Genomic DNA, 12,799 nt, shown 5'->3' on the forward strand with positions numbered 1-12,799 from the left:
GTCAGCATATTCCCGTATCTGGTACCCCGCAGCATTACCCTGTGGGAAGCCGCAGCACCGGACAACAGCCTGAAGTTCTTACTCGTGGGCGCTGTGTTCCTGTTGCCTATGATCTTCGCTTACACCGGTTATACCTACTGGGTGTTCCGCGGCAAAGTTGACCCTGACAGCGGATACCACGACTGATGAAGCCTGTACTTAAAAAATGGCTGTGGTTTGTGGGGTTATGGTGCCTGGGCGTACTGGCGGTCACCTTAGTGGGGGGGCTCATTCGCTGGGCTTTACTGTAAGAGACGAGTCACTAGCGAAGGCACCCTCTGACGGGTGCCTTTTAATAAGAGGACTGGTGTTGCTTATTGTCCTAACTGATGAACCCACTCAGTTAACAAGCGTACACCAAATCCGGTTGGTCCTGCCGGATGAATACCGGTATCAGAACTGACCATAGCGTCGGCAGCCATATCAATATGGATCCACGGGGTGTCGCCAGCAAAGTGCTTCAGAAACGCTGCGCCCGCCTGTGTGCCCGGAGAACCAATGTTACGAATATCGGCCAGCGGACTGTCGATAATGCCGTCATAGCCTTCTAAAGGCAGCTCCCAGACTTTTTCACCAGTGAGATTCCCGGCTTCAATGATCGTGCTGCGTAAGTCGTCCTCAGACGCAAATAAAGCTGCGTAGCCCGTACCCAATGCACCAACTTTGGAGCCGGTTAAGGTCGCAATATTGGCAATGGCACGAGGTTTGAACTTGTCGTTGGCATACCAGTTGGCGTCACCAAGAATCAGTCGGCCTTCTGCGTCAGTGTTAGCAATTTCTACTAAGGTGCCGTCACCCGCTTTAATTACGTCTCCTGGTAATGTCGCTGAACCAGAAATGAGGTTATGCGACAGTGGTGCTACAGCAACCACATTGACCGGTGCTTCTTGTGCTGCCAGTGCCATAACGGCACCAATGACCGCTCCTGCGCCAGCTTTGTCGGTCTGCATGCGCAAAATAGAAGAGGAGCTGGTTTTTAAGTTATAGCCACCAGTGTCAAAGGTATTGCCTTTACCGACCAATGCGATTGGGTCAGCGTTACTGCCTTTATAGTGTGCGGCCAGCAGGTAAGAACCGTGTTGGCTGCCTTTACTTACGCCGTGAAGCAAGCCCATGCCCATTTCTTCAACTTGCTCAGGCGTGACGATAGTCAGTTCGATATTCATATCTTTCATGGCTTCCTGAGCTAACTTCACAATGGCTTCAGGGTAGCCGTCGCTGCCGGGCAGAGCGGTAATGTCGCGGGCAACAAACACGCCTTCAGCAATTGCGCGAGAGGCAAGGTATTTTTTCTCAGCCATGTCAGGGCTTTTCACTAACCAGTGATAGGCTGTTTGCGGGCGCTCTTTAGGCTCGGACTGATAACGGTCAAAGCGATAGTTACGTAAGTCGATGCCATGAGCAATGTGCGAACTCAGTTCAGCAGCAATACCCGGATTGCTAATGAGGCGAGTGTCGAAAACAACGTTTTCTAACTCAGGCTTTAAAGCAGCAGCAATAGAGGCGCCTAGCTTCTCAGCTTCAAAACGTGAAAGTTCAGCCGGGTTACCCACACCAGCCAGAAGCAGGTGATTGGCTTTGGTGCCCTCAGGTGCAATAACGGTGGTTAACTGCGATGCTTCGCCTTCAAATTCTTCAATATCGGCAGCGCGGCTAACGGCGTTTACATCAGAGCCTGACCATTCCGGTAGCTCAACTGCAGTACCTTCAGGTACAAAAATAACGCGCGTTTTAGTGTTTTTGTTTTCATCTGAGAAGCTCGTTGACGTATCTAAGTAGTCACTGGCCACTGTGGGCAGCGACAAAACTGAAGAGACGGTCAACGCACTCATAATTTGTTTTAACGACATAGTGTTTTCCTTGAATTAGGTTTTCTTGAGTTGTCTGCGTTTACTATAAAACCATAACCTACTGACAGGCAAAGCGATTAAGGCCAACTCCGCTAAAAGCACGATGAATTAGGAGGCGGCAATAAGAGCAAGCTTACGGAAAAGTGAAATTAAAAAGACTTGTGGTAGTCTTTACAAAAAATAAAAAGGAATTGCCATGAAAAACCTAGCCAAAGTTCTGTTTTTAAGTCTTGCCGCAAGTACCTTACTGGCTTGCTCAGAACAAGCGTCCGCAGATAAAAAAGATGGTATATCTCTAGAGAAGAAAATTCGTCAAACCGCTGAACAGTCGCTGGATGCTTTTAATATTCCGGGTTTGGCGGTTGTTGCGGTTAAAGACGGCGAAGTGATTTTAGCCGAGGGCTTCGGCGTTCGGGATATTGAGTCGCAGCAACCGGTTACGCCAACCACTTTGTTTGGTATAGCCTCGCATACTAAGGCTTTTACCGCTGCCGCTATGGCTACCTTGGTTGAGCAGGGAAAAGTGGAGTGGGACGATAAAGTCGTTGAGCATTTGCCGGGCTTTAAACTGGCTGACCCTTATATTACCCGAGAGCTAACTATTCGTGACTTGTTGAGTCATCGTTCTGGCCTGGGGTTGGGTGCCGGTGATTTGATGATTTGGCCGAACACCGACAAAACCACTGACGAAGTGATTGCCGGCTTAGCCAATGTGCCCATTGAGCATGGCTTTCGTGAACGCTTTGACTACAACAACCTGATGTTCGTCACCGCGGGCGAAGTGATTAGTCGAGTGACGAATATGCCTTACCAGCAGTATGTGGAACAAACATTCTTTGAGCATATGCAGATGGATGAGAGCACTATCGGCTTCTCGCGCATTGATGAGGGTTACGACAATGTGGCGGTAGGTACCATTGAAATGGATGGCGAACTGCATCGTTTTCCGCTCGACTTTCTTGAAGACTTTTCGGCGGCTGGCGCAACAGCGGCAAGCGCAGATGACATGAGCCGTTGGTTGCTGACCCTGCTGAATGAAGGCGAGACACCCACAGGAGAGCGTTTGTTTACCGAAGCGTCGTTGCATAACATGTGGCAACTGACCACGCCATTGCCGGTATCAGGCGATGCGGCAGAGCAGGGCACCTATTTCAGAGGTTATGGTTTAGGTTGGTTCGTGAAAGATTATTACGGCGTTAAGCATGTGTCTCATAGTGGCGGTATTTTGGGAATGTTGTCCTTTACAACGGTCATTCCTGAGGAAGAATTCGCCATTACAGTTATGAGTAACCAGCAGGCGTTCGGTGCCTTAACCGCTATAGTGCAAGAGTCTCTGGAAGAAATTCTGGGTGTGCCGGACGAGGACTGGGTGGCAAAGGAAAGCAAAAAATATCATGAGTTCATTCAGAAAAAGGCCGACTTTAAGGTAGAAGCAGTTGATGATCCGCAGCCTGCGTTGGCGCTATCGGAATATGTCGGAACCTATAAAGACGCCTGGTATGGTGAGGTCGTTATTTCTGAGAAGGGCGACGCTCTGAACATAGACTTCACCCATACCGATATGCTGAAAGGTTCGCTGGAGCACTATAACGGCAATACCTTTATTGTGCGCTGGGACGAGCCGCTATTAGAAGCGGATGCTTTTATCGAGTTTGATGTGAGTCAGAGCAATCGGGTCGAAAGTGCAACCATGCAAGCCGTGGCTGACTTTACCGACTTTAGTTTTGATTTTCATAATCTAAAACTGGAAAAGCAGTAGGCGGATAAATGTCGAATAACCGACAGGCAGCCAGAGCCTTCTGGCTGCTTATTTTCATTTGTCTTCTAAGTCTGAATCAACTCGTCATCGAACGCATAGCGTGGGTATCATGCAGCATTATTGTATGAACGTTGACGACGGCGACTAAAGCGAGCCGGTTTCGCATCAGACAGTGTGTAGTTCATCAACGACAACTCGCCTTCATGGCTTTCGAACAGCGCCGTGCAGTTCTCAACCCAGTCACCGGTATTGGCGTAAAGCAGCTTATCGGACTCGACCAGCTCGGGATGGTGAATGTGCCCGCAGACTATGCCGTCCAGACCGCGTTTACTGGTTTCACGAAGCGCCGCTGCACGATAATGGCCAATGACTTCCTCTGCTTTTCCAATTTGGCTTTTTACGTAAGCTGACAAAGACCAGTAGTTATGGCCAAACAGATTGCGCACGCGGTGTGTCTGGCGATTTAGCCATAGCAAAAAGTCGTAAAGGTGATCGCCAACAAAAGAGAGTAGCTTGCTGTGGCACGTTTCTGCGTCAAACACGTCGCCATGCAAAACCAGCAAGCGTTTTTTGTCGGCGGTGGTATGAATAGCCTGGCGCTGAATGCGAATACTGGCCACGTCGGGGTGGCGGTACTTGCGCATCACCTCATCATGATTGCCGGGAATATAAATAACCTCCACGCCATTGCGCGCCATAGAGAGTATTTGTTGAATGACTTGGTGATGCGGTGCGGGCCAGAAAATCTGCCGTTTCATTGCCCAGAAGTCGACGATATCACCAACCAGATACAGCTTTTTGACATCGACGCGTTTGAGTAAATGAAGTAGAAACTCGGCTTTGCAGTCTTTCGAACCAAGATGAATATCGGAAATAAACAACGTGCGGGCATCCAGACGAGCTTGGGGCATAGCGATCTCCCATGGTGGGTTTCGTCTATACTCCGCAACCAAGATGAACCGCCGTTGACAGTTCATTTAAGCTTTTGTGACACTTGCAGTGCTGGACATTCTAGCCGATATTCCCTAAAATCCACGCCTGCTCTGAGTACTCCTAACGACGCACCCGTAGCTCAGCTGGATAGAGCGCTGCCCTCCGGAGGCAGAGGTCATAGGTTCGACTCCTATCGGGTGCGCCATCGCTGTGCGACTTTCCTTGATAGTAATCACTTACTAAAAGTTTAATGTGTCCAAATTGTGTCCAGAATGTGGCCAACATTTTCGGACTAACTTTGCATTAGCCAAATTTTGACCTTTACCTACAATTTTTAAATCAGAGCCAGAAAAACCTGAGTTTAGGTGTTGAAAATATTCGACGTTATACTTTGGAATTCGTAGTGACCCCAGCAACTTATATTGAGAGTCGAATAGGCCATGGAGATTAGTCGGAAGCCCGTTAATTTTGTGTTTACTTCCGCTTTGTGCCAGGAGCGGACGTTAACGCCCGCAACACGAGCAAAACTGAAGTGCGCCGTAAACTTTGTTCTAGTGCCTGCGTTTGTTAAATTTATTTATGTGGGACCGCCATATGAACTTCCATATGGCGCATGTTAATCACGTTGAGTTTCTCGGTTTTGTACTTTTTCCGGAGATAACTCAATACTTCATCCGGCTTGCTACGATCCACTTCGCCATCGACTATAAATGCACAGCCGTCCCTTTCTTCATGTATTGGATCTCTAACACCAACTGGCATAGATTGGACTAGTGCCGATGCGTTTAATTTCTCATAACGAGGCGAATGATTGTTTATGCAGAGAGTCGCCTCGCCTTTGCGGCCCGTGACCATTACACCATCTATTGAATCCCGATACTTAAAGAACTGACTAAAGCCAAAGTAATAGCAGGTTCCAGCAAAAGCATCATCGGAGCTAAAGTCTACAACGGTTTCACTACCATAAAGCCCCACAATTATTTGCTCTAGTGTTACGTCATAAGCAAGGCCAGTACAATGAATCCAAACTATCCTAAAAGTTGATTCGTCAGTAACATGCGCTTTAATTTGTCTGCGGCCGTCTCGCACTACATTTTGAAGTACACTTTTCGTTGCAAGCGATTCAGATACTTCGAAAATTTCCCCTCTGGAAAATGCCCCTTCTCTTGCTTCACCAAATGCTGGATTTGCCTCTTTCTCTTTAACCTCTATCAAGTATTCGTTTGTGTCGTCGCGCACAAGGAAATCCGGCGTTCTTGCGTCCGACTCAGGTATTTTCTCGACATTGAGCTTAAAGTGCTCTTCCAGTGTTCGTTTTACTAATGTCTCAGTGTCCATCGGTACCTTATAAAATGTAACGCTTTTGTTCAACGGCGACCTTTTTGCAGCGAAGTGGAGAAAAGGGCGTCCGTTAGAGGGGTTCAGGCCCGGAACGAACTGGAGCTATTGATTATACCTGTCCCAGGAATGAACTAAGAGCGCATTTCATCGCCAATCCTTTTCTGTAGGTTCCGAGCACGGCGAATAAGTCTATCTGCTGGCTCGCGTTCCCAATATCGATTAGCCAGCGCGGAGTTGGCCTCTCTGAGAAATTCGTGAAGTTCAGCACCGTTTAATCCGTGCTTTTTACACTTTGAGGCAATGTTGTCGATTGTCGCCACATTCAAGACATGCTCTCGTATCAGTGTGCCGTAATCACAACGGCCTGCGATACGCGCAACCTCAATGGATGCAACTCTCCCCACTTGGCCTTCCACTGAAGCCAACTCCTCGACCTTTTGAGACCGACTGCTATGCAAACTGAGCCGGTAAGACAGCAAGCCGAGAATTATTGCTGCGGGTACGGATATAAAATTTAACACCAAAGACCAGTTCATAGGGTTTTATCCTTATAACGCTCCGCTTTGCGGAAATTTCGCCCACCAGCAGCGCCTAGCTAACTCATTCTGCCATGACTTTTCTCGGTTATACTGACAATAACTGCAATTTCCTTCATTGTACTGCTCATCTTAGACTTCTCAGGCTTTTCCTACAGCTATTATCATTTCTTTAGGAATTGTTGTTTCAGTGGACTGCGAACCCTAAAACACAAAAAAGCTCTAAATCCGAACCAGGCAGAGCAACAGTACTGCATAAATTATCAACCGGTGGTTAGTTTTTCTCGACCACTAAAACTCATTAATTTTATAAAAGTTGCTATTTAAAAGAGGAGATTACAGAAAAATGCTCATATACTATCGCTCTCGCTGAAGAATTGAACATTAACACTTCTCGGACCAACTTTAGTTACTAACATTTCTACTTCTTTGAAGATAAACCTTTCGTTTAGAGGAAGTTCATACAATTCTTTAGCTAACTGAGTATTGCTTGCTGAATCATATTTTGAGTACTCCACTGAGATTGAGTTATCCAAAACATTTTTTAGTAACAAAGTAGAAGTCACATCACTTTTAGTCTCATCGATGATAATGTCCACCCGCTTGCCCTTTACGGAGCTAGGGTTAACACTAAATGTATTTGGAAGAACTTCATTAAGATTTGCAATAAAGACGCGCTTCAACAATTTTCCATCTGAACCCACCAATAGTGTATTATCCTCTTTGGCAAATTCTGTTTTGTCTAACTTTGAAGCACTTCTTCGATCTATGCTAACAACGTCATAAATTTCATCATTTAATTGAATTCGTCTTAATACCTCATACTTTCTATCAGCCGGGACATAGTACGAGCAATTACTAACAATCGACAAACAAACATCACGCTTTACAGAAAAGTCTGAAGAAAAAACTATTGCAGCATCAGAGTAAGCTTTGGCTTTAAATTTATTTATGGAGAATACATGATCGCCAACAAAAAAATCTTTGCTTTGTGTATTTTCTATTGTCGATGTCACCCGATGAATATTTTCAACTTCTTGTTTTAAATAAATGTTATCTGCGGTGCTAGAGCAACCTGATAGTAATATTGTGAGAGAAGTTAGTGATAAAGCACTCTGTAAAGTTTTCTTAAAAAGCACTCTGTGTAAGACTTTCAACATATCTTTACCCCCCTAAATTTTTATATATTTTTAGCGATTAAATCTGCTTTCAGCAGTCCGCCCTTAGTGAACAGTTTGGCCGAGAATTTAGGGTTTCTGCGGGACTTATATGCCTCTAATATCTTTTTCAAACCTGCAGCCTCAAGCAGCGAAATGTTCACTTCGGTATCCATCTCTGCAGATTCAACAAAGTCGTTGGAGAAACTAGGGGCAATAATGAGTACTTGAGCAACCCGCTTACCTGTGGCTTCACAGCGCGTAACGTAAGCTTTTACCTGTCGAGATGTCGTGGAATATTTCGCAAAATCTCCCTTCTTAGAAGTCTTGGCTTCGCCGATAATGATATCGTCTTCACTTAACGAGAGCAGAATGTCAGCTTTGTCTTTGGCTGTATTGATGTCACGCCGTAAATCCTCGTCCACAGTAAGGCCCAGCTCTTCGAATATTGCTTTGGTGACCTCTTCAAATTTAACACCAATATCAGCTTCCGGTATCTCAATACCTTTTTGCTTTAACGCGGCCAAATCTCGTTTTGCCAGCGCTTCGTAATTTTCAACAAGCTTATCGGTCGCGTCGGCAAAACTCTCTAGAATGACCTGTCTTGCGTCACCTCGACGCGTGATACCCATATCTGATTTCAAGTTCTTTATTTGCTCATTAGATAGCATAAATAGGATGTCATAAGGCGTTATGGCAAGTGCACGTAACTTCTCTATATCGATGTCCTGGTTCGGCTCAAGCTCAAACTCGTCTTTCAGCATTTTCGGTAGCTCCGGCATATGCTGACTTAGTGTTGTAAACAGTGACTTGTACCCCGTCGCCGATAAGATATTGAACTCATAATCTGCAGACGAGTTAAGAGCGCCAATAATCAACCCGCAGCGCTCGTCCAGGGTTGTTCCAAGCTTGTCGACAGACAGTTGCAAGTCATCAATTAGTGATTTCAGGCGTTCCTTCTTCTCATTGACGCTCGATTGTTCACCGTGCATATCCTCACCAAGAATCTGACTTACCGATAAGCCCATTTTAAAGACGGTTTCGATTTTCTCATTACGGCTGACACCACGAATGCGCTTGTCATGGTTTTTCAAAATATTAGATAGCTCGGCATCAGAGAAGGTCCGCAGAATTCTTAAAAGGTGCTTATCTGCGAGCTCCTTAGCTTGAATACGATGCAGCAATGCGACAATTTCATCAGGAACATAGACGGTTTGATGCTTTTTAGAAACGAAGACAATGCCTATTTCCCGGAGTTGATTTAAACAGTCTGAAACGCCGGTTTTAGGGATCGGGTCAATTAAATGTTCAATGGCAACTCGGTTATCAGCGGTGACATCAAGCTTATGAGCAAGTACGTTCAGTATGCCCCGCTCTTCATCTGTAATTTTTGCTTCCCGATTTGAGCGCTCATCATTATGAAGTGCCTCATGCAGACAAGCGTAATAAATACCTAACCGTTTAGGCTCATTATAAATTTCCGTTTGCTCGGCTTCTCCGAAAAGCGATTTAAGGCTCTTAGCCTGAGCATCAATTTCTTTCCATTCCTCTGCGTACAGCTGCTCAATCCAGGACACGCGAGCAACACAGTTTCCATCACGACTCAGAATATTGACCAATAGAGCTGCCTGCGCTCCACTGAGTGCTAGTTGAGACTTTACTTCTTTTTGGAATAACGGCTCGGCAAGCTTGAATAATTGGGTAACTTCGCCACTGGAAGCATTTTTGATTTGACCATCGACATTCTTGAACTGTTTAGCCACTTGCTTATCGTGCGAGCTGGCTTCAGTGCATATGCGATCAAGGAAGTTAATGAATTTAGACTTCTCAAACTGGTTAACGGTAGATAGAACGTTGGATAGTTTCATTTGACGCCATTCCCTGGTTAGATTGTTTTTCCACCAATTAAATTACTCCTTTATAACAACTTTGCAACCTTGCACCGCGCCAAGAAGTGTTTGAGTAGGATTAAACTTATACTCATGAATTCAGCTTCAAGGCGGCAAGATCAGTTTTCATCATAAAGTTATAAAGATTAGTGAGTCACTTATGTCCGTTCTTCGCTCGTAGCAGACGTCACTATTAAAATTACAGTCATACTCCCATGGCTTTGGAATAATGATAAAGTGGATAGTATTTAATATATAGAACTCAAGGGAGAACTTAAGATGCGAGATGAAGAGTTAGAAGGCATCCTAAGCTTTCTTCGGGCAACCGAGGAGCTGAAAAATACGCTTCGTTCGTCAAGAACATCTAATGGTAGGCATGAAAGTACGGCTGAGCACACCTGGCGCTTGTGCCTGATAGTCTTACTGTTTGAAAAGGAATATCCCGAGCTAAACATTCTAAAACTTTTGAAAATATGCGTTATTCACGATTTAGGCGAGGCGATAAGCGGTGATATAGCAGCAGTCGATCAAGTTGAAGGAGTAGATAAGGGAGCTAACGAACGAAGAGATCTTCAAGTACTTATTCAGCCACTGCCGGAACGTCTTCGCTTAGAAGTCCTCGAACTGTGGGATGAGTATGAGAATGCCTCATCCGAGGAGGCTAAACTGGCTAAGGCCTTTGATAAGATCGAGACGATTTTGCAACATACACAGGGTAAAAATCCAGAAGACTTTAATTATAAATTCAACCTTACGTATGGCAAAAAGTACACCGATTACGATGCACTTACGTTAGCAATAAGGGCGTTAATTGATAAAGATACGAAAGCATTGGCAGACGGCAATATTACAATGTAATAGTAACTGCTTAGCGGCTGCTATGAGCGAACAGCGGAAGTTCGATTTATCCTCCGCTTAAAGAATTCAGTTGGGTTCTACCCAAGTTTTACGGACACATCCAAAAACTTCTCGATTTTTATCGACCGGGATAGCAGATACCGCTTAACTCCGCTTTACTATATATTGTCAGCGTTTCCAGCCACTGCTAAAGAGGTTGGTTTTGACCAGGACTCAATGAATGAGATCCTAGACGATATGGCTGAACGGACTGAGCATGTCATAGAGTATTTCTTTTATACGAACTTATGAAGCATCTTCAAGGGCCTGCTGATTCCACACGTGATCGTGAGACTTTCATGGGGGCACAGATGCTTTTCTTTCTATTAGGCACGACGAGGCAACCTAAGTTTGCTTCTTAGAAACTCTGATCCGTTTGAGATGACGCAGCGTAATTATGCTTGCTAATTAAACACTAGGTAGATCATGCGCCAAGCGACTGATCCAGCTGCCAAACAGCGATAATAACGATACTGCTTGACACAAAAAAACGTTTCCTAATGAATAATCATTAAGATGATAGCCGGTGCGGCCGATAGCTGAGATAAGATAAATTTAACCGATAACAGAAGAGTGGTTAAAGGTTTAAAATGTAACTTCAAATAACATCCCACAGAGGTTTAAATGTTTTTTAGAAAACAAAAACAACGCCGTCAACTAGCCGAAGCGATGGCAAGCAGTGTTTTTGCAGTCGTCAATATTGACGAGAGTAATTTGATTACATTCTTCAATGATTCAGCAGAAAGTTTGTGGGGCTACACTGCCGATGAAGTGCTCGGTAAAAATGTTGCTATTTTAATGCATGACGATGTCGCAGCAGGCCATGACGGTTATGTTAACCGACATCGGAATACGGATCAGGATCGCATCGTTAACTCAACACGCGAAGTTCCAATAAAAAAGAAAGACGGTAGCACGGTTTATGCGGAGCTTTCACTGAGCAAGGTTATTATAGACGGTAAAAAGCACTATACCGCGTTTGCTCGTGATGTTAGTAAGGATCGCCAAAACCGAGCAATCTTAAATCAGTCGTTTGAGCAAACGTTAGACGCTGTAGTTATTATTGATGAGCACAATAACGTTATTACCTTCAATAAGGCAGCTGAAAATTTATGGGGCTATTCCCGAGAAAAAGTGCTCGGCAATAATGTCAAAATGCTGGTTCCTCGCAGCGAGCAGGGTAATCACGACGACTATGTCAACCGAAACCGAAGAACCGGAGAAAACCGTTTAGTAGGGCGTCCCGTCGAGATCGAAGTACCCAGAGCTGATGGTTCTACCGTATGGACGTCAGTGACTATTTCTAAGGTTGATTTAGGTGAAGACAAATTATTTTACGTCGCGTTCTTCCGCGATATTGATGAAGAGGTTAAGCGCCGCAAAGAAGTCGAAATGCTGTCACTGGTAGCCAATGAGACCGATAATGCGGTTGTGATTACCGATAGCCGAGGAGCAATAGAGTACGTAAACAGAGGGTTTACGAAAATGACCGGCTATGAAATGGATGAAGTGAAAGGTAGAAAGCCGGGTGATTTTCTTCAAGGTAAAAATACCGATCCCGATACGGTTAGTCGCCTCGCTCAAGCGATCGCCGCAAACGAGGTGATCTATGAAGAAGTTCTTAACTACGATAAACACGGCAATGCTTATTGGATAAGCTTGTCAATCAGCCCTGTATTTGAGGGTGGAAAAATCAGCCGTTATATTTCGATACAAACTGATATTACAGAAAATAAGCTTGCTCGCGATGAGTACTACGCTAAAACCGATGCGATGGCGTCTGCGCTTGTCACTATAGAGTTCTCATCAGACGGACAACCCACAGAAATTAACGAACTGTTTAAACAGTCTTGTTCAAATGACCCGGAAAGAGCTGCCAAAAGTCTATGGTCCGGGCTTACTGATGATGTGGTAAAACTGAGTATCGAAAATGGTCTTGCTGAACAAAAAGTCCAATTCACTGAAGCCGGAGGGGTACAAAGATCAATTGATGGGCGCTTATGCCGCATCAACGACCGAGATGGCAACATTTCTAAGCTGGTATTTTTTGGTGTTGATATCACGGAACGGCAACGCGCTCAGGAAAAGACAAAAGAAACTTCAACGCAGTTAGTGGACTCAACCCAGCGTATTACGAAGTTTGTGACCACTATCAACGGCCTTTCAGACCAAACAAACCTATTAGCTCTGAATGCTGCTATAGAGGCTGCAAGAGCAGGCGAAGCAGGCAGAGGATTCAGCGTCGTTGCAGACGAGGTGAGGGCGCTCGCGAACAGCTCGTCACAAGCCGCATCTGAAATTAATAACGTCATTCAGGAAAGCGATAGGCTAATTGATGAGCTTGTCAGAGCTTTGTCGAGACTTGATTAGTCTTAAAGTGATGTAATCAAGTTTATTA

The 12,799-nt window shown here is 45.1% G+C and carries 10 protein-coding genes and 1 tRNA gene; 5 read left to right on the plus strand and 6 right to left on the minus strand.

Going from position 1 to position 12,799, the window contains the following annotated elements:
• A partial coding sequence (locus Q5L94_RS08565; protein ID WP_317498026.1) for a cytochrome d ubiquinol oxidase subunit II occupies positions 1-186 on the plus strand: 186 nt, incomplete at its 5' end.
• A gap of 167 nt (positions 187-353) precedes the next feature.
• Here Q5L94_RS08565 and Q5L94_RS08570 read toward each other — a convergent pair.
• Positions 354-1,889 (minus strand): leucyl aminopeptidase family protein, encoded by a 1,536-nt coding sequence (locus Q5L94_RS08570; protein WP_317498027.1) that lies wholly within the window; start codon positions 1,887-1,889, stop codon positions 354-356.
• 196 nt (positions 1,890-2,085) lie between these two features.
• Between Q5L94_RS08570 and Q5L94_RS08575 the strand changes: the two genes are divergently transcribed.
• The gene (locus Q5L94_RS08575) at positions 2,086-3,648 is read left to right on the plus strand and encodes a serine hydrolase (RefSeq protein ID WP_317498028.1); all 1,563 of its coding nucleotides are present in this window, start codon (positions 2,086-2,088) and stop codon (positions 3,646-3,648) included.
• 107 nt (positions 3,649-3,755) lie between these two features.
• Here the strand turns inward: Q5L94_RS08575 and Q5L94_RS08580 are convergent, their stop codons facing one another.
• Positions 3,756-4,559: a UDP-2,3-diacylglucosamine diphosphatase gene (locus Q5L94_RS08580; protein WP_317498029.1), complete on the minus strand. Its 804-nt coding sequence runs from the start codon at positions 4,557-4,559 to the stop codon at positions 3,756-3,758.
• Between the two features lie 150 nt (positions 4,560-4,709).
• On the opposite strand from Q5L94_RS08580, the gene Q5L94_RS08585 reads away from it, so the two are divergent.
• A tRNA-Arg gene (locus Q5L94_RS08585) sits at positions 4,710-4,786 on the plus strand.
• A 368-nt stretch (positions 4,787-5,154) separates the two neighbouring features.
• Here Q5L94_RS08585 and Q5L94_RS08590 read toward each other — a convergent pair.
• From Q5L94_RS08590 to Q5L94_RS08605, 4 genes are all read right to left on the minus strand, one after another.
• Positions 5,155-5,919, minus strand: coding sequence for a hypothetical protein (locus Q5L94_RS08590; protein WP_317498030.1), 765 nt, complete (start codon positions 5,917-5,919; stop codon positions 5,155-5,157).
• 134 nt (positions 5,920-6,053) lie between these two features.
• On the minus strand, positions 6,054-6,458 hold the full coding sequence (locus Q5L94_RS08595; protein ID WP_317498031.1) for a hypothetical protein: 405 nt from the start codon (positions 6,456-6,458) through the stop codon (positions 6,054-6,056).
• A gap of 350 nt (positions 6,459-6,808) precedes the next feature.
• The gene (locus Q5L94_RS08600) at positions 6,809-7,618 is read right to left on the minus strand and encodes a hypothetical protein (RefSeq protein WP_317498032.1); all 810 of its coding nucleotides are present in this window, start codon (positions 7,616-7,618) and stop codon (positions 6,809-6,811) included.
• 20 nt (positions 7,619-7,638) lie between these two features.
• Positions 7,639-9,483: a hypothetical protein gene (locus Q5L94_RS08605; protein WP_317498033.1), complete on the minus strand. Its 1,845-nt coding sequence runs from the start codon at positions 9,481-9,483 to the stop codon at positions 7,639-7,641.
• Positions 9,484-9,783: 300 nt separating this feature from the next.
• Here Q5L94_RS08605 and Q5L94_RS08610 point away from each other — a divergent pair, with 300 nt between their 5' ends.
• Positions 9,784-10,362, plus strand: coding sequence for an HD domain-containing protein (locus Q5L94_RS08610; protein WP_317498034.1), 579 nt, complete (start codon positions 9,784-9,786; stop codon positions 10,360-10,362).
• A gap of 663 nt (positions 10,363-11,025) precedes the next feature.
• Positions 11,026-12,771 (plus strand): PAS domain S-box protein, encoded by a 1,746-nt coding sequence (locus Q5L94_RS08615; RefSeq protein ID WP_317498035.1) that lies wholly within the window; start codon positions 11,026-11,028, stop codon positions 12,769-12,771.
• Positions 12,772-12,799: the final 28 nt, after the last annotated feature.

The sequence above is a fragment of the Idiomarina sp. Sol25 genome, assembly GCF_033052775.1.
In the GTDB taxonomy this organism is placed as follows: domain Bacteria; phylum Pseudomonadota; class Gammaproteobacteria; order Enterobacterales; family Alteromonadaceae; genus Idiomarina.